We start from the raw sequence: 19,184 nt of genomic DNA on the forward strand, positions 1-19,184 counted from the left end.
CACGCACCTCTCCTTCGAATTCTGAACAATCGGTGCGTGCGAGCACGCACCCTACGGAGTTTTTCCTATGTCTCGCGCACTCATGCCCAATCTTCTCACCCCGCAGGATCTTGAACCCAACTGGGAATGGCGGGAACGCCTGCCCGCCTGGGGCCACACCTCGGTCGATTTCGAACGCCGTATCGACCACGACCGCCTGCGCCGCTACCGCCTGGCCCGGACTCGGCAATCCTTGCAGAACTCTCAGGCCGGGTCGCTGCTGCTGTTCGATGTGAACAACATCCGTTATGTCACCGCCACCAAGATCGGCGAATGGGAGCGGGACAAGATGTGCCGCTTCTGCCTGCTGACAGGCGACGATTCCCCTTATGTCTGGGACTTCGGCTCGGCCGCCGTCCATCACAAGCGCCATTCCGACTGGCTGGAGCCGGATCACTGCCTGGCGGGAGTCGTCGGCATGCGCGGCACGATCCCGCCCGAATTCGGCCTCATGCAGAAATATGCCAAGATGATCGCCCAGCTGATCAAGGATGCAGGCATGGCCGACATGCCGGTGGGTGTGGATTACGCCGAAACCGCCATGTTCCACGCGCTGAAGGCCGAGGGCATCAACGTCGTCGACGGTCAGCAGATCATGCTGGCAGCACGCGAGATCAAGAACTGGGACGAGATCCAGTTGCTCACGCAGGCCGCCGCGATGGTCGATGGCGTCTACCACATGATCTATGAAGAACTGAAGCCCGGCGTGCGCGAGAACGATATCGTCGCGATGTCCAACAAGCTGCTTTACGAGATGGGATCGGACGACGTGGAGGCAATCAACGCCATTTCCGGCGAACGCTGCAACCCGCATCCGCACAACTTTACCGACCGGCTGATCCGCCCCGGCGATCAGGCGTTCTTTGACATCCTGCAAAGCTACCAAGGCTACCGGACCTGCTACTACCGCACGTTCAACGTGGGCCGTGCGACGCCGTCGCAGAACGATGCCTATGTCAAGGCGCGCGAATGGATCGACGCGTCCATCGCGATGATCAAACCGGGTGTGACCACCGACAAGGTGGCCGAAGTCTGGCCAACCGCGCAATCGCTTGGGTTCGACAACGAGGATCAGGCCTTCGGTCTGCAATTCGGCCACGGTCTGGGCCTCGCGCTGCACGAACGCCCGATCATCAGCCGCGCGGTCAGCCTCGATCACCCGATGGAGATCCAGACCGGTATGGTCTTCGCGCTGGAAACCTACTGCCCGGCGTCGGATGGCTATTCCGCCGCGCGGATCGAGGAAGAGGTCGTGGTGACGGAAACCGGTTGTGAAGTGATCAGCCTCTTCCCCGCCGAAGAGTTGCCAATCGCCAACCGCTATTGAGCATCCCCGCCGGGGGAGCCTCCGGCGGGAGTTTATTGGGCAAGATGAAGCAGGGGCCGCGCGCCCTTGCCCCCTTTGGGAGGGAACCAATGGCCAAGGCCAAGACAAACACCGAAGACTATCTGCGCATGTATCGCCAGATGATGCGCATCCGCACGTTTGAGGACAACGCGAACCAGCTTTACCTGTCGGCCAAGATGCCGGGCCTCACCCATATGTATTCCGGTGAAGAGGCTGTGGCGGTGGGCATTTGCGAAGCGCTGACCGATGACGACCGCATCACCTCGACCCACCGGGGTCATGGTCACTGCGTCGCCAAGGGGGCGAACTTCAAAGAGATGTTCTGCGAATTGCTGGGCAAGGAAGAAGGCTATTGCCGCGGCAAAGGTGGGTCGATGCACATTGCCGATCAGAGCCACGGCAATCTTGGGGCCAACGCCATCGTCGGCGGGTCCATGGGCATCGCCACCGGGTCTGCGTTGCGGGCCAAGCTGCTGGGTCAGGATGACGTAACCGTTTGTTTCTTCGGCGATGGGGCCACGGCGCAGGGGTTGCTGTACGAGGTCATGAACATGGCCGCGCTCTGGAACCTGCCGGTGATCTACGCCTGCGAGAACAACGGATATTCCGAATACACCAAGACCGAGGAAATCGCCGCCGGTTCGATCACTGCCCGCGCCGAGGCGTTCGGGATCGAGGCGTTCAAGGTCGATGGCCAGGACGTGCTGGCGGTCAACGAGTTGACGCAAAAGCTGGTCGCGCGCTGCCGCAAAGGAGAAGGCCCGTTCTTCATCGAACTGGAAACCTACCGTTACCACGGCCATCACGTCGGCGACATCAACCGCGAATATTACCGCACCAAGGACGAAGAGAAGGATTGGAAGGAAAACCGCGATCCGATCATCCGCTTCCGGGCCCACCTCGTGAGCGAGGGCATCGCGACCGAAGACGAGATCGAGGCGATGAATGCCGAGATCGAGAAGGATGCTTCCGAGGCTGTCGCCTATGCCGAGGCTGCCAAATATCCCGATGTGTCCGAAGTGGACATGCATGTGTACGCGGACTGAGGAGAGACCGACATGAGAGAGATCACCCTGTCCCAGGCCGTGAACGAGGCCATCGCCGAAGAAATGCGCCGCGATCCGACCGTGTTTCTGCTGGGCGAAGATGTGGCCGAGGCTGGAACACCCTTCAAGGTGCTGTCCGGTCTGGTCGAGGAATTCGGCACCGAGCGCGTCATCGACACCCCCATCGCCGAACCCGGCTTCATGGGCATCGCCGTGGGCGCTGCCATGACCGGCGCGCGGCCCATCGTCGATCTGATGTTCGGTGACTTCATCTTCCTGATCATGGACCAGCTTTGTAATCAGGCGGCCAAGATCCATTACATGTCCGGTGGCAAGTTGAACGTGCCGCTGGTGTTGCGCACCAATATGGGCGCAACCCGCCGGTCTGCCGCGCAGCATTCACAGTCCTTGCAGGCGCTTGTGTCCCATATTCCAGGGCTCAAGGTTGCGATGCCGTCTTCGGCCTATGAGGCGAAAGGACTGATGAAGACCGCGATCCGCGACAACAACCCTGTCGTGATTTTCGAAGACAAGCTGATGTATCAGGACAAGGCCCCGGTGCCGGAAGAGGAATACCTGATCCCCTTCGGCGAGGCCAATGTGAAGCGCGAGGGCAGCGACATCACCCTGATCGCCACGTCTTCGATGGTGCAGGTGGCCGAGAAAGCGGCCGAGCAGTTGGCGAAAGACGGCATCGAAGCCGAGGTGATCGACCCGCGCACGATTGTGCCGCTGGACGAGGCCACGCTGATCAAAAGCGTCAAGAAAACCAGCCGCGCCATCGTGATCGACGAAGGACACCAGAGCTATGGCATCACGTCGGAAATCGCGTCACGGCTGAACGAAAAGGCGTTCTATCACCTCGACACACCGGTGGTGCGCATGGGCGCGATGGACGTGCCGATCCCGTTCAGCCCGGCGCTGGAAGACATCACCGTTCCGACACCCGACCGGGTGGCCGAGATGGCGCGCAAGCTGTGTTCCGGGGAGATGATTCATGCCGCATGATGTGACAATGCCTCAACTGGGCATGGCGCAGGATGCGGGCAAGATCGTGTCGTGGCTCAAGGCCCCCGGCGACGCGGTGACCAAGGGCGACGCCCTGTTCGAGGTCGAGACCGACAAGGCCACAATGGAGGTCGAGGCGCAGGCCAGCGGCTTTTTGACCGGTGTGTCAGCGACCGAGGGCGAAGACGTCGCCGTTGGTGCCGTGATCGCGCGCATCTCGGACAGTGCCGATGACGAGGGGCCGGCGCCCGAGGCACCTGCCCCCGCCGCGCAGGAGGACACATCCGACGCGCTGCCCGAAGGCAAATCCGTAACCATGCCGCAACTGGGTATGGCGCAGGACAGTGGTCTGCTGGTCAACTGGCAGAAATCCCCCGGCGATGCGGTCAAGGCGGACGATGTGTTGTTCGAGGTCGAAACCGACAAGAGCACGATGGAGGTCGAAGCCGGAACGGACGGCTACCTGGCCGCTACCCTGGCCGAGGCTGGGGAAAACGTGCCCGTGGGTCAGGCGGTAGCCATCATCAGTGCCGACAAACCTGACGCCCCGGTCTCGCGCTCGGTCGCGTCTGGCGGAGTTGAGGAAGCACCCGTTTCCGCAACTGAAACGGTCGAAGAAAAACTTACCGAGCCCAAAGCAACGCCGTCAAAACCTGCGGTTCAGTCAACAGACGGGCGCATCCTCGCATCGCCGAAACTGCGCAGGCTTGCGCTTGAACAGGGGTTGGACCTGTCTCGCCTTGTCGAGGCCGGACATCCACAACCCTTCCACGTCAGCGATCTCGATGTGCTCAAGGCGTTGCCGCAAAAGTCAGCACGACCAGCCGCAGCAGCCGCCACAGCTTCGCGTCACCTGGTGGCCAAGATCGCAGGCGATGCCCTGCCCGGTTTTGCCAAATGGTCCGCTGAGGCACATGGGATGACCGATCCTGACGCTCTGCTTGCCGGGTTGGCTGGAGCTGCGTTGCCAGACGCAACTTGCGTCGCGGTCGAGCGCTTCGGCGCATCGAAAAGCTATGCCGTCGGGGGCACCAACAGCCTGTCCGATGTGACGGAAACCGAAGACCCACCCGACCTGATCCTGCGCGACCTGCGCGGCACCACGATCCGCAGCGCGGATATGGGCGGGGAGACTGCCCCGGTTCTCACGATCACGACGCGGCGCAAGGGGCTGAGGATCACACTCGACTGTGCTGCCGACCAGTTGGACGCGCAGACCGCGATCCAGCTTCTGACCGATTTCGCAGACCGGGTGGAGCAACCGCTCCGCCACCTGCTCTGACTTTCCGGGGGACCGACATGGACTATACCGATCTTTACATCGACGGCGGCTGGCACAAGACGGCCGATCGCTTTGACGTCATCAACCCCGCCACCGAAGAGGTGATCGCCTCGGTCGCCTCGGCCGACATCGCGGATGCGGACAAGGCGCTGGACGCCGCCGAGAAAGCGATGGCCGATTGGGCTGCACGCACGCCGCGCCAACGCTCCGAAGTGCTGCGCAAGGCGTGGGAGTTGATGACCGCGCGGCTCGATCATTTCGCCCATCTCATCACGCTTGAGAACGGCAAGGCCGGAACCGACGCCAAGGGCGAAGCCACCTATGCCGCCGAGTTTTTCCGCTGGTTCGCAGAAGAAGCGGTGCGCGCGGACGGGATGATCACCCACGCCCCGGCCTCCGGCGCGCGCATAGTGGTCCAGCACAAACCGGCCGGTCTGGCTGTGCTGGTGACGCCCTGGAACTACCCCGCCGCGATGGGTACACGGAAAATCGCGCCTGCGCTGGCCGCAGGCTGTGGCGTCATCATCAAACCCGCGTCGGAAACGCCGCTGACCATGCTCGCGCTGATGCCGCTGCTGGAAGAGGCCGGTGTGCCTGCCGGATTGGTAAACGTGCTTCCGTCGCGCAAGACCGGCGCGCTTGTGGATCACATGCTGCATGATCCACGCGTGCGTGTGGTCAGCTTTACCGGGTCCACAGGAGTGGGACGCAAGCTGTTGAAATCCGCCGCCGATCAGGTTCTGAAGCCCGCGATGGAACTGGGTGGCAACGCGCCGGTGGTGGTGCTGGAAGACGCCGATATGGACACTGCCATCGAAGGCACCATGCTCGCCAAGATGCGCAATCTGGGCGAGGCGTGTACAGCTGCCAACCGCATCTATGTGCATCAAGACATTGCCGGGGAATTCACGAAACGCCTGACCGAGCGGATGTCCGCACTGAAAGTCGGCGATGGCACCGACCCAAGCGTCGATGTCGGCCCGCTGGTCAATGCCGACACGCGCGACAAGGTGGCGGCTTTCGTCGCCGACGCTGTCGTCAAGGGCGCAAAGATCGAATGCGGCGGCACAATGCCCGAGGGCAAGGGGTTCTACTACCCGCCTACGGTCCTGTCGAACGTGTCCGAGGACGCCGATTGCGTGCAGGACGAAATCTTCGGCCCGGTCGCCGCGATCCAGACCTTCAGCGATCAGGAAGAGGTCATCCAACGCGCGAACAACACCGAATACGGCCTTGTCGCCTATGTATTTTCCTCTGATTTCAAACGCGCCCTTCAGGTTTGCGAAAGGCTCGATTACGGCATGGTCGGTCTGAACCGTGGCCTTGTCAGCGACCCGGCCGCGCCCTTCGGAGGCACCAAACAATCGGGTCTTGGCCGCGAAGGTGGGCATGAAGGCATGCTCGAATTCATGGAAACGCAATACATCTCGGCACGTTGGTAAAGGAGCAGATATGGCAGACTTCGTAGCAAGCCCCGCCACAAGACGCCTTGCGCGGGAAAAAGGCGTCGAGATTGAAGCACTCGCCAAGAAGCTTGGGCGCAAGACCATCGGTCCCGAGGATCTTGATGGCGGTGCAGCGCCCACACCGGCGACGGCAGGTGACACCTCTTATTGGAATGTCGATCACAGCCAATATGGCCCCGTGACCGAAGAACCGATGAGCCGGTTTGCCCAGGTCGCCGCCCGCAATTTGGCAGCGGCACAGGCCTTGATCCCAGCCGTAACGCATCACGACCGTGCCGATGTGAGCGCCATCGAAGCGTTCCGCCAAAGCCTCAAGACCGAAGCCCAGTCGCGCGGCGTCAAGCTGACCGCGCTGGCGTTTCATGTGGCCGCGCTGGCGCGGTGTCTCAAGGCATTTCCCCGCTTTAACGCGTCGCTTTCGGCAGATGGTGACACGCTTTACCTGAAAAACTATATCCATATCGGCGTTGCCGTCGACACACCGCATGGTCTTATGGTCCCGGTCATTCGCAACGCGGACCGCAAGGGGTTGTGGCAAATCGGGACGGAGATTGCAGACCTTGCCGCACGGGCGCAGACCCGCAAGATCAAACCGGATGAAATGGGTGGCGCGTCCATGACGATCACCAATCTGGGCGGCATCGGCGGTACGGCGTTCACCCCCATCGTCAACCCGCCCGAAGTGGCGATCCTCGGCATCACGCGCACCGAAACCATCACGGTCTGGGACGCCGACACGCCACGACCGGTGCCGATGGTGCCGCTCGACCTGTCCTACGATCACCGGGTGATCAACGGGGCCGATGCGGCGCGGTTCCTGTCGCACTATGCGCGGTTGATCGGGGATCCGCGCAACATGCTGATCTGATCACCCTTGCGTGTCGTTCAGGCATGTAATTTTGCATCGGCCGGAATTGTCGGAGCCGCCGCGTTGAGCGTTTCAATCGCAAAACCGGCGGCCGCCTTGTATTTCGCCATGAATTCCCGCCGCTCTTCCGCCGGGATCACGTCTTCAATTTCGTCGAACACACCGCCGCACCGGTCATTGAGCAGGTTCAACAACCCAAACGGCCCCGCCCCGCGATTGCGCAGAACAAGGTCCGACACCGGGCCACACAGCTGCGCGTCATAGGCCGCCAGCGCCGCCTCGGTCACACCATGTTCAAGCATCCTGGCCCCGATCACCCGCGCATCGACAATCGCCTGACTGGCCCCGTTCGATCCGGTCGGGTACATCGCATGCGCGGCATCGCCCATTAGCGCCACCGCGCCATCGACCCAGCTTGGCACCGGATCGCGGTCGATCATCGGGTTTACATAGGCACAATCAGCGTCGCGCAGCATTGCAGGGACATCCAGCCAGTCATAGCGGAAGCCCTCGAAATGATGGATGAAATCGTCGATCTCGACCGGTTTGAACCAGCCATCCTGCTGCCATGCGCCTGCATCGTCCATCGTGACCTCGGCGATCCAGTTGACAAGCGCGGTGCCGGTCTCGTCCGGTTTGGAGATCGGATAAATCACCATGCGATGCCGATGCGTGCCCAGCCCCACAAAGGACGACGCGGTGCGCAACGGCTTGGCCCGCACCGTGCCGCGCCACATGACCGCGCCGCCCCAATGGATCGGCGGCTGATCAGGATACATCTGCGCGCGGATCTCGGAATGGATGCCGTCGGCTGCCACCAGCAATGCGCCTTTCTCAGGCCTGCTTTCGCCCGCAACCTGCACATTGGCCAGCACACCCGCGCTGTCTTTGGCATAGCCCGTAACCTTTGCCCCAAGCTGCACCGAGTCGCCCCCCGCCCGCTCGATCAACGTGTCATATAGCAGCATATGAAGCTGCCCACGATGCACAGCGTATTGCGGCCAGTTATAGCCCGCACCCAGCCCGCGTGGTTCGGCATAAACCTCGCGCCCGTTCAGGCCGACCAGCGCCCATTCCTCGGCAGGAAGACCCACCTTGTCCAAGGCGTCGGCGGTGATCCCCAGATCGAACAATTCGCGCACGGCGTTGGGTTGCAGGTTGATGCCCACGCCCAGAGGCTTCATTTCGCGCGCGGATTCGAACACCGTGAACGGCACCCCGATCTGATGCAGGGTCAGACCCAGTGACAATCCCGCGATACCGCCTCCGGCGATGATGACCCTGTTTTCGCTCATGAGATATGTCCTGCTGGTTTGGGCCTGCTAGGAGCCGGTCAGGTTTCGCTTCCGCCGATATCGACGGTCTGCCCCACAAGGTCAATCGCACCATCCAGCGCGCGCCCGGTGGCCTGTACCATCTGTGGCAACAGCATCCACTCCAGCGCCCAGGCAGCACCCGACCGTTCCTGTTCGTGGATCAGCGCGTGATGCATGCCAGAAAGCTGCACCGCGTTGAAACGGGCCAGCGTGACCAGCAATTCTGCCTGCACCGGGTTCTGCTTGTGCGGCATGGCCGACGATCCGCCGCCCCCGGCCAGCGTAATCTCGTCTATGCCTTGCTGCGCCATCAGGCAGATATCCTGCCCCATCTTGCCCAGAGTCCCGGTGATCAGCGACAGGGTCGAGGCCGCCTCGGCCAAGCCATCGCGCATCGCGTGCCAAGCGCGCGGCGAGGTGCCAAGCCCAAGCTCTTGTGCAACGGCGGTGCAAAACGTATCCGTCCCGTCCCCGAGTGCCGTCCGGTTCCCCGCCGCTCCGCCGATCTGCACCAGAGCCACACGGGGCCGCAGTTGCGCCAGCCGGTCGCGGTGGGTTTCCAGCGGCAAACGCCATGCCTGCACCCGGTCGACCACGGTGATCGGAACCGCCGCCTGCATCCGGGTGCGCCCCATCAACGGGCGGTTTCCAAAGCGTGCTTCCAGATCACTCAGCGCGTCACCCAAATCGACCAGCCGCTGGTCGATCACATCAAGGCTCTGGACCAGCGACAGCACCGTCGCCGTGTCGATCACATCTTGCGACGTGGCCCCTTTATGGATCGCCGATTCCCCGGTCAGGTCTTTCAGCAACCGCACCAAGGCAGGTACACAGACCCCGTCCTGCGCCGTGCCCTCGCGCAGCTCTGCCGGGGCCAGCGACACAGCCTCTATAGCCGATGCCGCCCGCGTACCGTCTGCCTCGGACCACAGCCTCGCCAGATGTCCATGACGCGACCATGCCGCCTCGAAGGCGATCATATGCGCAAGCTGCGCGTCGGCGGACCAAAGCGCCGAGATCTCTTCGTCAGCAAAAAGCCCCGACAGCCACGGATGATCGAACGCGCTCGTCACAGGTCGAGAAACACCGTTTCGCCCTCGCCCTGAAGCCGGATGTCGAACCGATAGGTGCCATCTCCGGTTTTCTTGGCCATCAGCGTATCGACCCGCGGACGCTGTTCGATGCGGGCAAGAAGCGGATCAGCGCTGTTGTCCTCGTCGTCGAAATAGATCCGCGTGTTGAGACCAATGTTGATCCCGCGCGCGACGATCCAGACCGAGATATGCGGCGCGAAGACTTGCCCGTTCCGGCCCTTGACCGCGCCGGGTTTGACCGTGCGCAGGGTGTATTCGCCGCTGTCCTTGTCAGCGGCAAAGCGGCAGAAGCCCGACACCTTGGGATCGGCCCCATCCTGCCCCGGATAGACACCCGCCGCATCGGCCTGCCAGCTTTCCAGCATCGCGTCGCGCATGGCCCAGCCGGTGCCGTCATAGATCGACCCGACGATGGTAATGACCTCACCCTTGGCGCCGTCTTCGATGGGGCTGAGGCCCAAATCCTCGGGATAGACACCCTCGACCCCGGCAAATGTCGGGATGCAGCCGATATGGACATAGGGACCGGCGGTCTGGCTGGGTGTTTCCACCATGATATCAAGGTGTTGCGTCATGGCTTACATCCCTTCCGGCTTGTTCTCGAACATCGTCTGGCGGCGCCCGCGCAGCACGATGTCGAACTTGTAGGCAAGGTAATCCATGCCGCGCGAATTCTGCATGTCGAGCGGGGCCACCAGCCGGTCCAGCTGGCTGCGGTCGCGTACAGTGGCGGCGATGGGGCACAGATCGATCAGCGGATCACCCTGGAAATACATCTGGCTGATGAGCCGCTGGCCAAAGGCATGGCCGAAGATCGAGAAGTGAATATGCATCGGACGCCAGTCATTGGCACGGTTCGGCCACGGGTACGCCCCCGGACGGATCGTCATGAACTCGTAATAGCCGTTCTCATCCGTGATCGTGCGCCCGCAGCCGCCGAAATTGGGATCGAGCGGCGCGAAATATGTGTCCTTGATGTGGCGATAGCGCCCACCCGCATTGGCCTGCCAGACCTCGACCAGCGTGTGCGGCACGGCGCGACCGGTCTCATCCAGAACCCGGCCATGCACGCGGATACGTTCACCCACCGCCAATGCCTTGCCTTGCGTGTAGTTGCTGATCAGGTTGTTATCCAGCGCGCCCAGCATGTTGTGGCCGAAGCGCGGCCCGGTTTCTTCGCTCGGGGTCGATTCCATCGACAGAAGAGGCAAAGAAGGCGACCGCGTGAGCGATGTCTTGTAATCCGGGTAATACGGGTCCGGATGCACCTCGCGGCGGCGCGGCATCAGGGCAGCGGTGTCAGTCATCGGAGGCCTCCATTTCGGCAAAGGTCTGTTTGGCAAGTTTGATGGCGTGGTTCGCCTTTGGCACACCGGCATAGATCGCGACATGCTGGAACGCTTCGATCACGTCCTGTTTGCTGGCCCCGGTACGCGCAGTGGCACGAATATGCATTGGGATTTCCTCGAAATTGCCGGTCGCGGCCAAAAGCGCCAGAGTCAGCATCGACCGTTCCCGACGGCTGATCGCGTCCGACGACCAGACACTGCCCCACGCGCCTTCAGTGATAAGCGTCTGGAACGGCAGATCGAACTCGGTCTTGGCCGCTTCGGCACGGTCGACATGGGCATCACCCAAGACCTCGCGCCGGGTTTTCATGCCTTGGTCGAACCGGTCAGACATGGGCTGTCTCCTTGAGGAAATCGGTGATCAGAGCACCCACCTGTTCCGGCGCTTCGATACACGGCAGATGGCCCGCATCTTGGATCACATGAAACGCCGCGTTGCAAAGGTCTGCGGTGGCCCGCACCATCTCGGGTATGGTTGCTCCGTCCTCGGATCCGGCCATTGCCATCACTGGCAGCGTCAGCGCGCGCGTGGATCGGGTGAAATCGGCCTCTGCGATGGCCGCGCAGCAGCCGATATACCCCTCGATCGGCGTGCGGGTCAGCATGTGGCGCCACGGGGCAAGTCTTGCCGGATCATTGCGCATCTCGGGCGCGAACCAGCGGTCCAGAATGGCGTCGGCCATCGACCCGATGCCGCCTGTGCGCAGCGCGTCAATCCGATCCTGCCACATCTCGGGCGACCCGATCTTGGCAGCCGTGTCCATCAGAACCAGCGCGCGCATCACCTCGGGGCGGCGCGCAGCCAGCCCCTGCCCGATCAGACCACCGATGGACAGGCCGACAAACGTGATGTCCCGCAAGCCAAATGCGTCGATGATCGCTTCGGCATCTGTCACCAGAGCGTCCATGTCATACGGTGCGTCGGGACAATCGGACAGCCCATGCCCGCGCTTGTCAAAGCGCACGATCCGCAGCCCCTCGGGCAGATGCGGCAGCAGCAAATCCCAGACCCGCAGGTCGGTGCCCAGCGAATTGGCGAACATCACCACCGGGCCATCCTCTGGCCCCTCAAGCTGCACATGCAGGGTAACGCCGTTCGACGTGACGGTTCTCATAATGGCAAATCTCCCCTGACCTCTCTTTCGCATTTCTTTCCGGGTCTGGAAATTATAATCTTGCACCATTCGCTTAACCCATGGGTTATACATGATCGACGCACGCATCCGCTTCCGCCACCTTCGGTGCTTTCTGGAAACCGCGCGGCTTGGGTCCTTGTCAGCCGCGGCGGACGCTCTGAACGTGTCGCAGCCCGCCGTGTCGAAGACCATCCGCGAGCTGGAAGAGGTGCTGGGCAAGGCGCTGTTTGATCGCACGCGCCGCCGCCTGTCGCTGACTACAGTGGGCCGCGTGTTCCAGCAGCACGCAGGTGCCGCGATGGCCGAACTGTCGCGCGCGCAATCACTGGTCATGGACACGCCCTCGCAGATCACGCGCCTGTCGGTCGGGGTTCTGCCCACCGCCGCCACATCGCTCATGCCCCGCGCTGCCTTGGCGTTTCGCGATGCGTTCCCGAACTGCCTGCTTCGTGTCAGCACCGGGCCGAACTGGCTCTTGATGTCGCAGTTGCGCGAAAGCAGTCTTGATCTGGTGGTCGGGCGCATGGGCACGGCAGAGGTCATGCAGCACCTGTCGTTTCACCACCTCTATTCCGAAGACATCGTTGCGGTGGTGCGTCCCGATCACCCCCTGACAACAGAGGCACAGCCTCTCGATGCGCTGGTCGGTCATCCTCTGCTGTTGCCGCCCCCCGGTGCGGTGATCGCGCCGCTGGTGCGGGCGCTGCTGTCACGGCATGGCATCGCTGCCCAAAGTGCTGCGTTCGAGTCGGTCTCGCTCGCCTTTGGGCGGCGGGTGGTGCAGTCCTCGGATGCGGTCTGGTTCATCTCGCGCGGGGTGGTCGAAGACGAGTTGGACGCGGGTACGTTGATTGCCCTACCCCTTGGCAATGACCTGCGTGGCGGCCCAATCGGCATATCCATGCGGACGGATGGCGTGCTCACGGACGAACAAACCGGCCTGATCCGCGCACTCGAGGACGCAAGGACAAAGCTGCGCCCCTCGGGCCAAACCTCTGCCTAGTACGGCAAACCGATGTAGTTCTCGGCCAGATCGCGCCGCGCGGTTTCCGATTGGGAAAGATGTTGCAAAGTGGATTTGCGCATCTGCGCGGCAAAGCTGTCTTCGCCGTCGAACTGGTGCAGCATGGTCGTCATCTGCCAGCTAAACCGCATCGCCTTCCAAATCCGCAGCAGCGCGCGTTCGGAATAGGTGTCGATGCCTGCGGTATCACCCTTTTTCACCGCGTCGATCAGCGCCTGATAGAGGTAGTGCACATCCGACACGGCCAGGTTCAGCCCCTTGGCCCCGGTCGGCGGCACGATATGCGCGGCATCGCCCACAAGGAACAAGCGCCCCCAGCGCAGCGGTTCGCTGACAAAGGACCGCAACGGTGCAATGGATTTCTCGATCGACTGTCCGGTTTGCATGGTCGCTGCAACCTCGGACGGCAGGCACGATTTCAACGTGGTCCAGAAGCGCTCATCGCTCCACTCTTCGACGGTGTCGGTCAACGGCACCTGCACATAATAGCGGCTGAGCGTTTCGCTCCGCATCGACGCCAACGCAAACCCGTTCGACGAATTGGCATAGATCAGCTCTTCATGCGCGGGGCGCGTGCGCGACAGCACGCCCAGCCAACCGAAGGGATAGACCCGCTCGAACTCGCGACGCTTGTCTGTGGGAATTGTCTTGCGGCTGACTCCGTGAAAACCGTCACACCCTGCGACATAGGCACAATCCAGCCGCCTGCGCGCACCGTCCACCGTGTATTCGACATAAGGCGCATCGCTGTCGGCGTCATGGATGACCACGTCCTCGATACAGTGGATGATGGTGGCACCAATGGCGTCTTGCGCATGGTATAGGTCCGATGTGACCTCGGTCTGGCCATAGACCATCACCGTTGTCCCGGTCAGTTCCTTGAAATTGATCCGCACCATCAGGTCGTCATCGCTCAGATAACAGCCTTCATGGCGGAGGCCTTCCTTGTCCATTCGGTCCGCGACGCCAGCTTCATGCAGCATCTGCACGGTTCCTGCCTCAAGCACACCGGCACGGATACGCGACAGAACGTGATCCCGCGACGCACGTTCCAGAACAACCGTTGCCACACCCGCTTTGTTGAGCAACTGCGACAGCAAAAGGCCGGACGGCCCTCCGCCGATGATCGCGACTTCCGTTTTCATGGCAGCCTTCCTTCCACATTAATCAAGCATAGGTATTGGAATGTCCGTTTGAAGGTAATGGCAGCACTGCGCGGTTTATGGTAACTTTCGAACATGCGCACACAAGACATCATTCCGGCATTCGGGCTTTATGGGGAACAGGATCAGTTCCCGGACGTCCTTCATTTCGAAGACTTTTCGGTGCGTGCCCCCGTCCATGACTGGCGGATTGCACCGCATCGCCACAGCCAGATGTCACAGCTTTTCTTGATTGCATCCGGATGGATTGACGCCACGATCGATGGCGCGCATCACCACGCCAACCAAGGATTTTTTATATATATTCCAGAACATTGCGTGCATGAATTCGTGTTCAAGCCCAACTCGAACGGTGGTATATTTTCATTTCCGCTGAGCGTTGTGACATCGATTTCACCCAACACCACCCAGATCCTGTCGGCGCTTTCACAACCGTTTGTCGGAAGGATCTGCCAACGGCTTGAACGTCTGACCACATTGCTTCGCGACTCAACGGTCGGCCAATCACCGTTTCGCGCACAGCAAGTGGTGGGCATGGCACATTCCGTGCTTGCCCGACTGGCCGAAACGCATCTTGCCAAGGTCGAAACGGATCAGAAACCGAAACACCCGCGGTTGTTTGCTTTGGATGATCTGATCTCCCGGCACCTGAGAGACGGATGGTCCGCATCGGATTTCGCCAACGCCTTGCACATCAGCACCGGCCATCTCAGCCGCCTGTGCCGCGCCGCGACCGGATTTGGGGCTGCGGCCTATATTGAACAGCGCATCATGGAAGAAGCCTGCCGCTTGTTGGCCTTCACGCAATTGCCCGTTTCCGAGGTTGGATACAGGCTCGGCTATTTCGACCCGTCGTATTTTTCAAAGCGGTTTCGTGCTGCGCGGGGTCAGACGCCGACGGAGTACCGATCGCTGTTCACGAACCAAGCACACTGACCGCAAGACACTTGATCCGTTGGGGATCTGGATGAAGGGACGCAACCGCACGGCACTTGCACCAGCACGCCTTGAACAAGAGGTGGGCAGTGAATTGCACAAAGGCATGTGCGTCGATCTCTGCACGATCACCGGTTCGCATCCGGTTGCGCCATGCGACCCAGTCGGCCATCTCTGACGAAAGATCATCGGTTGCACCAACCAGATCGGCGATCAGGTCTGCAAACTGGTCCGCACCCTGCCCCTTCAACCCGCGGGTCGACAGGCTGCGTTCATGGAGTCCATTGGCCCCTTCGTAAATCGAGGTGATCCGCGCGTCCCGCCAGACCTGACCAACATGATATTCGTTGAGATACCCATACCCACCCAGGATCTGAATCCCGAGATCCGCTGCGCGAATGCCCGCTTCGGAACAGAACACCTTGCAGAGCGGTGTCAGAAAGGCGACCAGTTCCGGGTGTTCCGCCTTTTCCATCTCGACACACGCAACATGGCACATGGCCCGTGCCCCGATGGCCAGCGACGCCTGTTCGTCCAGCATCCGCTGCACATCGGCATGATCCGACAGAAGCGCCGGGCTGCCATCGCTGCGCCGCCCCTGCACCCGCTCATTCGCATAGGCACCAGCGATCTGCGCAGCCCGCGCGGCATGGGCAACGCCTTGCAACGCCACATCCAGCCGGGCGTGGTTCATGACCGTGAACATTGCCTTCAGCCCGTCACCTTCGGCACCGACCAGCTCTGCCGTGGCCCCGTCGAAGGACATCTGGCAGGTCGGGGACGCGTGTAACCCAAGCTTTTCCTCGATCCGGGTGACACTGACTCCGGGGGCGGCGGGGCACAGAAACAGGGATAGCCCTTTTACGCCCTCGTCCATCGCACCACTTCGGGCAAGGACAAGGTGCAGCACATCTTCCGACATGTCCTGATCACCGCCGGAAATGAAAATCTTTTCCCCGTCGATGCGCCAATGAGCCCCCGACCGCCGCGCACGACACCGAATACGCGACAAGTCCGAACCGGCCCCCGCCTCGGTCAGACACATGGTCGACAGAACCTCTCCGCCAGCAAGACGCGGAATCCACGTTTGCTGCTGCTCGGCTGTTCCAAAATGCAGCAGCGTATCTATGGCCCCCGGGACCAGGTTGCACACCATCTGCATGGCGTGGTTTGCTCCGGAAAACACCTCGGACACAGCAGCGCCAATCAGGGCGGATTGCGCCATACCACCAAAGCGTTCAGGCGCGCTCAGACCTTGCCATCCCCCGTCGGCCAGTTGCCTGTATGCGGCCCCGAACCCATCCGGCATCCGCACCCGCCCGTTTTCAAACCGCGCGCCCTGGGCATCCCCAACTGTATTCAGCGGGGCAAGCACAGCTTCGGCGAACTGTGCAAAATGGCCTAGCACGTCTTCAGCAAGAACATCGTCCCACCCGGCAACCGACCCGGCATCGGCGACATGACGCAACGAGAAAAGGATATCGTCAACCGGCGCGACAAATGCGGACATGGATCAGCTCACACCCAGAAGCCGCATCGCGTTTTCCTTGAGGATCAGGGGCCGCACCTCGTCCTTGAAGGGCGCATCGGCAAAATCCTTGAGCCAGCGATCCGGCGTGATGGCCGGCCAATCGGACCCGAACAGCATCTTCTTCTTGAGGATCGAGTTGGCGTATTTGATGAAGATCTCGGGGAAGTATTTCGGCGACCAGCCCGACATGTCGAAATAGACGTTCGGCTTGTGCTGCGCGACCGCCAGCCCCTCTTCGGTCCAGGGAAAGCTTGGATGCGCCAGGATGATCGGCATATCCGGAAAATCGACCGCGACATCATCCAGATACATCGGGTTGGAATACTTCAGACGCATCCCCATCCCGCCACGCATCCCGGACCCGACGCCGGTTTGCCCGGTGTGAAACAGCGTAATCACACCCTCTTCGGCGCAGGCTTCGAGCACGGTGTAACAGGCCTCGCGGTCATTGGGGAAAAACCCCTGCATGGTCGGGTGAAACTTGAACCCCCGCACGCCATAGTCCCGCACCAGCCGCCGAACCTCGCGCGCACCGGCCTTACCCTTGTGTGGATCGACCGACGCAAACGGGATCAGGATGTCATCGTTTTCAGCACAAAGCTGGGCAACCTCTTCGTTGGAATAGCGCCGAAACCCGGTTTCGCGTTCGGCATCGACCGGAAAGATCACCGCCGCGATATTACGCGCGCGGTAGTAGTTCGCGGTGTCCTGCACCGTTGGCAACATGCCTTCCGCACCAGCGGGATTCTTGAAATACGCGGCCATTCCGGTCTGGAATTCGTTATAGCCGTCATCCCGGCAATCCTGACACGGCTCTTCGGCATGTGTATGAAAATCAATGGCTTGCACCTTGGAAAAATCGACCATTTCTGCCCTCCCACAGCCTGAAATCAGCATATTTAGAAAACGCTATACAGCAAAACCGTTTACATATACAACAAAACTAAATCGGACTTGGGAGGGTCACATGCACGATGGCACGGCACAGTCGAACGCGGTCACACGCGTTGAGATTGAGGGTGACATCGCCACGCTGATTTTCGACCGCCCGGAAAAGCGCAACGCGATGAACGACGCCCTTGTAGATGCGCTCGACGCGTTTTTCTCGACTCCGCCCAAAGGCATCAACGCGGTGATCCTGCGCGGCGAAGGTGGGCATTTCTGCTCCGGGCTGGACCTTGCCGAACATGAACAGCGTGAACCGGTCGAAGGTGTGTACCATTCGCGCAACTGGCACCGCGTGTCCGAACTGATCGAATTCGGCGGCCTGCCCGTTATCTCCGTTCTGACCGGGGCTGTGATCGGCGGCGGGCTTGAAATCGCGGCCTCGACCCATGTGCGCATCGCTGAACCCAGCGCGCGTTTTCAACTGCCCGAAGGACGGCGCGGGATCTTCGTCGGCGGCGGTGCAACGGTGCGTGTGGGGCGCATCATCGGGGCGGATCGCATGCGGGAGATGATGTTGACCGGGCGCAATTACGGTGCCCAAGAGGGCGTTTCGCTGGGACTGGCCCATTACGCCGTTGGGGACGGCGAAGGCCTGCCGCTTGCCCATGAACTGGCGCGCAAGATAGCGGACAATGCGCCCTTCTCGAATTACCTGATGATCAACGCGATTTCGCGCATCGGGGACATGTCGCGCACGGACGGGATGTTCACCGAAAGCCTGGCCGCAGCGATGTGTCAAACCTCTGACGGGGCCAAGGAGGGGCTTCGGGCATTTCTTGAAAAGAGGGAACCGAACTTCAGGAAATAAAAGTCGCATAATCACAAGCAAGGCAGTCAGACTTTTTCTGAAGACGCACTGAAGACCAAACAAATCTGGGAGGATTTACCATGAAAAGAAGAAGTTTCGTAAAACGCGCACTGCTGGGGGCCGCCACGGCTTTTGCGGTGTCGAGTGCAGCTTATGCGCAGGATGTCACACTGCGCCTGCACCAGTTCCTGCCGCCGCCTGCTCCGGTTCCGGCGATGATCCTGAAACCCTGGGCCACTCAGGTGGAAGAGGCGTCCGGCGGACGTATCAAGATCGAACATTTCGACGCGATGTCGCTGGGTGGTCGCCCACCCGAACTGATGGACCAGGCGCGCGATGGCGTGGTCGATCTGTCCATGACCGTTGTCGGATACAACCCAGGCCGCTTCCCGCGGACCGAGGTGTTCGAACTGCCGTTCATGATGACCAATCCGGTCGCGACAGCCAAGGCGTACTGGGAAATGGTCGAAACCGATTTCCAGAACAACGAGTACAAAGACGTCAAGGTTCTGGGCGCCTGGGTCCATGGCCCGGGTCTGATCCATTCGACCGACGGCGTGTCGAGCCTTGAGGACATGAAAGGTCTGACCTTGCGTGGCCCAACCCGGATCATCAACGATCTTCTGTCCGAACTGGGTGCCGAGCCCGTCGGCATGCCGCTTCCGGCGATTCCCGAAGCGCTGTCCAAAGGCGTCGTCAAGGCGACCGTCATCCCCTGGGAGGTGACAACCGCGATCCGGCTGTCGGAACTGGTGGATAACCATACCGAATTCGCCGGGAATGAATCGCTTTATACGGCGGCCATCGTGCTGGTGATGAACA

The 19,184-nt window shown here is 61.3% G+C and carries 19 protein-coding genes; 10 read left to right on the top strand and 9 right to left on the bottom strand.

Going from position 1 to position 19,184, the window contains the following annotated elements; all coding sequences use genetic code 11:
- Positions 1-67: 67 nt before the first annotated feature.
- From ACTIEN_RS17690 to ACTIEN_RS17715, 6 genes are all read left to right on the top strand, one after another.
- On the top strand, positions 68-1,366 hold the full coding sequence (locus ACTIEN_RS17690; RefSeq protein ID WP_439524477.1) for a M24 family metallopeptidase: 1,299 nt from the start codon (positions 68-70) through the stop codon (positions 1,364-1,366).
- Positions 1,367-1,455: 89 nt separating this feature from the next.
- Positions 1,456-2,433 carry a thiamine pyrophosphate-dependent dehydrogenase E1 component subunit alpha gene (locus ACTIEN_RS17695; protein ID WP_439524478.1) on the top strand — a complete coding sequence of 326 codons (978 nt, stop codon included), beginning with the start codon at positions 1,456-1,458 and terminating at the stop codon, positions 2,431-2,433.
- 12 nt (positions 2,434-2,445) lie between these two features.
- Positions 2,446-3,441 (top strand): alpha-ketoacid dehydrogenase subunit beta, encoded by a 996-nt coding sequence (locus tag ACTIEN_RS17700; protein WP_439524479.1) that lies wholly within the window; start codon positions 2,446-2,448, stop codon positions 3,439-3,441.
- Positions 3,431-4,723, top strand: coding sequence for a biotin/lipoyl-containing protein (locus tag ACTIEN_RS17705; RefSeq protein WP_439524480.1), 1,293 nt, complete (start codon positions 3,431-3,433; stop codon positions 4,721-4,723). Before ACTIEN_RS17700 ends, ACTIEN_RS17705 begins: the two co-directional genes overlap by 11 nt.
- 17 nt (positions 4,724-4,740) lie before the next feature.
- Positions 4,741-6,165, top strand: coding sequence for an NAD-dependent succinate-semialdehyde dehydrogenase (locus ACTIEN_RS17710; RefSeq protein WP_439524481.1), 1,425 nt, complete (start codon positions 4,741-4,743; stop codon positions 6,163-6,165).
- 10 nt (positions 6,166-6,175) lie between these two features.
- Entirely contained in the window at positions 6,176-7,057 is an 882-nt protein-coding gene (locus tag ACTIEN_RS17715; RefSeq protein ID WP_439524482.1) for a 2-oxo acid dehydrogenase subunit E2, read from the top strand.
- A gap of 17 nt (positions 7,058-7,074) precedes the next feature.
- Here the strand turns inward: ACTIEN_RS17715 and ACTIEN_RS17720 are convergent, their stop codons facing one another.
- From ACTIEN_RS17720 to pcaD, 6 genes are read right to left on the bottom strand one after another with little or no spacing between them, the layout of a single operon-like run.
- Positions 7,075-8,352: a flavin-dependent oxidoreductase gene (locus tag ACTIEN_RS17720; RefSeq protein ID WP_439524483.1), complete on the bottom strand. Its 1,278-nt coding sequence runs from the start codon at positions 8,350-8,352 to the stop codon at positions 7,075-7,077.
- A gap of 38 nt (positions 8,353-8,390) precedes the next feature.
- A complete protein-coding gene (locus ACTIEN_RS17725) occupies positions 8,391-9,446 on the bottom strand; it encodes a 3-carboxy-cis,cis-muconate cycloisomerase (protein WP_439524484.1) in 1,056 nt (351 codons plus the stop codon).
- Complete coding sequence (gene pcaG, locus ACTIEN_RS17730; RefSeq protein WP_439524485.1) at positions 9,443-10,042, bottom strand: protocatechuate 3,4-dioxygenase subunit alpha; 600 nt, start codon at positions 10,040-10,042, stop codon at positions 9,443-9,445. Before pcaG ends, ACTIEN_RS17725 begins: the two co-directional genes overlap by 4 nt.
- Before the next feature lie 3 nt (positions 10,043-10,045).
- Positions 10,046-10,774, bottom strand: coding sequence for a protocatechuate 3,4-dioxygenase subunit beta (gene pcaH / locus ACTIEN_RS17735; RefSeq protein WP_439524486.1), 729 nt, complete (start codon positions 10,772-10,774; stop codon positions 10,046-10,048).
- Positions 10,767-11,150: a 4-carboxymuconolactone decarboxylase gene (gene pcaC / locus ACTIEN_RS17740; RefSeq protein WP_439524487.1), complete on the bottom strand. Its 384-nt coding sequence runs from the start codon at positions 11,148-11,150 to the stop codon at positions 10,767-10,769. Before pcaC ends, pcaH begins: the two co-directional genes overlap by 8 nt.
- On the bottom strand, positions 11,143-11,931 hold the full coding sequence (gene pcaD, locus ACTIEN_RS17745) for a 3-oxoadipate enol-lactonase (protein ID WP_439524488.1): 789 nt from the start codon (positions 11,929-11,931) through the stop codon (positions 11,143-11,145). Before pcaD ends, pcaC begins: the two co-directional genes overlap by 8 nt.
- Before the next feature lie 91 nt (positions 11,932-12,022).
- Between pcaD and pcaQ the strand changes: the two genes are divergently transcribed.
- On the top strand, positions 12,023-12,955 hold the full coding sequence (gene pcaQ, locus ACTIEN_RS17750; protein WP_439524489.1) for a pca operon transcription factor PcaQ: 933 nt from the start codon (positions 12,023-12,025) through the stop codon (positions 12,953-12,955).
- Here the strand turns inward: pcaQ and pobA are convergent.
- Positions 12,952-14,121 (bottom strand): 4-hydroxybenzoate 3-monooxygenase, encoded by a 1,170-nt coding sequence (gene pobA / locus ACTIEN_RS17755; protein ID WP_439524490.1) that lies wholly within the window; start codon positions 14,119-14,121, stop codon positions 12,952-12,954. The two genes, pcaQ and pobA, sit on opposite strands and share 4 nt — an antisense overlap.
- 93 nt (positions 14,122-14,214) lie before the next feature.
- On the opposite strand from pobA, the gene ACTIEN_RS17760 reads away from it, so the two are divergent.
- A complete protein-coding gene (locus tag ACTIEN_RS17760; RefSeq protein ID WP_439524491.1) occupies positions 14,215-15,075 on the top strand; it encodes a helix-turn-helix domain-containing protein in 861 nt (286 codons plus the stop codon).
- Here the strand turns inward: ACTIEN_RS17760 and ACTIEN_RS17765 are convergent.
- Together ACTIEN_RS17765 and ACTIEN_RS17770 are read right to left on the bottom strand one after the other, a co-directional pair.
- Complete coding sequence (locus tag ACTIEN_RS17765; RefSeq protein ID WP_439524492.1) at positions 15,056-16,585, bottom strand: acyl-CoA dehydrogenase family protein; 1,530 nt, start codon at positions 16,583-16,585, stop codon at positions 15,056-15,058. The two genes, ACTIEN_RS17760 and ACTIEN_RS17765, sit on opposite strands and share 20 nt — an antisense overlap.
- Positions 16,586-16,588: 3 nt before the next feature.
- On the bottom strand, positions 16,589-17,473 hold the full coding sequence (locus ACTIEN_RS17770) for an amidohydrolase family protein (protein ID WP_439524493.1): 885 nt from the start codon (positions 17,471-17,473) through the stop codon (positions 16,589-16,591).
- Positions 17,474-17,573: 100 nt separating this feature from the next.
- On the opposite strand from ACTIEN_RS17770, the gene ACTIEN_RS17775 reads away from it, so the two are divergent.
- Together ACTIEN_RS17775 and ACTIEN_RS17780 are read left to right on the top strand one after the other, a co-directional pair.
- A complete protein-coding gene (locus tag ACTIEN_RS17775) occupies positions 17,574-18,362 on the top strand; it encodes a crotonase/enoyl-CoA hydratase family protein (protein WP_439524494.1) in 789 nt (262 codons plus the stop codon).
- Positions 18,363-18,442: 80 nt separating this feature from the next.
- The coding region (locus ACTIEN_RS17780) for a TRAP transporter substrate-binding protein (RefSeq protein WP_439524495.1) at positions 18,443-19,184 on the top strand (742 nt) is incomplete at its 3' end.

Source organism: Marivita sp. (assembly GCF_051859345.1).
Lineage (GTDB): Bacteria > Pseudomonadota > Alphaproteobacteria > Rhodobacterales > Rhodobacteraceae > Marivita.

What these genes read in the sequence shown, in the direction of transcription:
- ACTIEN_RS17690 (WP_439524477.1), top strand. Translation starts at nt 68, where the DNA reads ATGTCTCGCGCACTCATGCCCAATCTTCTCACCCCGCAGGATCTTGAA.
- ACTIEN_RS17695 (WP_439524478.1), top strand. Translation starts at nt 1,456, where the DNA reads ATGGCCAAGGCCAAGACAAACACCGAAGACTATCTGCGCATGTATCGC.
- ACTIEN_RS17700 (WP_439524479.1), top strand. Translation starts at nt 2,446, where the DNA reads ATGAGAGAGATCACCCTGTCCCAGGCCGTGAACGAGGCCATCGCCGAA.
- ACTIEN_RS17705 (WP_439524480.1), top strand. Translation starts at nt 3,431, where the DNA reads ATGCCGCATGATGTGACAATGCCTCAACTGGGCATGGCGCAGGATGCG.
- ACTIEN_RS17710 (WP_439524481.1), top strand. Translation starts at nt 4,741, where the DNA reads ATGGACTATACCGATCTTTACATCGACGGCGGCTGGCACAAGACGGCC.
- ACTIEN_RS17715 (WP_439524482.1), top strand. Translation starts at nt 6,176, where the DNA reads ATGGCAGACTTCGTAGCAAGCCCCGCCACAAGACGCCTTGCGCGGGAA.
- ACTIEN_RS17720 (WP_439524483.1), bottom strand. Translation starts at nt 8,352, where the DNA reads ATGAGCGAAAACAGGGTCATCATCGCCGGAGGCGGTATCGCGGGATTG.
- pcaG (WP_439524485.1), bottom strand. Translation starts at nt 10,042, where the DNA reads ATGACGCAACACCTTGATATCATGGTGGAAACACCCAGCCAGACCGCC.
- pcaH (WP_439524486.1), bottom strand. Translation starts at nt 10,774, where the DNA reads ATGACTGACACCGCTGCCCTGATGCCGCGCCGCCGCGAGGTGCATCCG.
- pcaC (WP_439524487.1), bottom strand. Translation starts at nt 11,150, where the DNA reads ATGTCTGACCGGTTCGACCAAGGCATGAAAACCCGGCGCGAGGTCTTG.
- pcaD (WP_439524488.1), bottom strand. Translation starts at nt 11,931, where the DNA reads ATGAGAACCGTCACGTCGAACGGCGTTACCCTGCATGTGCAGCTTGAG.
- pcaQ (WP_439524489.1), top strand. Translation starts at nt 12,023, where the DNA reads ATGATCGACGCACGCATCCGCTTCCGCCACCTTCGGTGCTTTCTGGAA.
- pobA (WP_439524490.1), bottom strand. Translation starts at nt 14,121, where the DNA reads ATGAAAACGGAAGTCGCGATCATCGGCGGAGGGCCGTCCGGCCTTTTG.
- ACTIEN_RS17760 (WP_439524491.1), top strand. Translation starts at nt 14,215, where the DNA reads ATGCGCACACAAGACATCATTCCGGCATTCGGGCTTTATGGGGAACAG.
- ACTIEN_RS17765 (WP_439524492.1), bottom strand. Translation starts at nt 16,585, where the DNA reads ATGTCCGCATTTGTCGCGCCGGTTGACGATATCCTTTTCTCGTTGCGT.
- ACTIEN_RS17770 (WP_439524493.1), bottom strand. Translation starts at nt 17,473, where the DNA reads ATGGTCGATTTTTCCAAGGTGCAAGCCATTGATTTTCATACACATGCC.
- ACTIEN_RS17775 (WP_439524494.1), top strand. Translation starts at nt 17,574, where the DNA reads ATGCACGATGGCACGGCACAGTCGAACGCGGTCACACGCGTTGAGATT.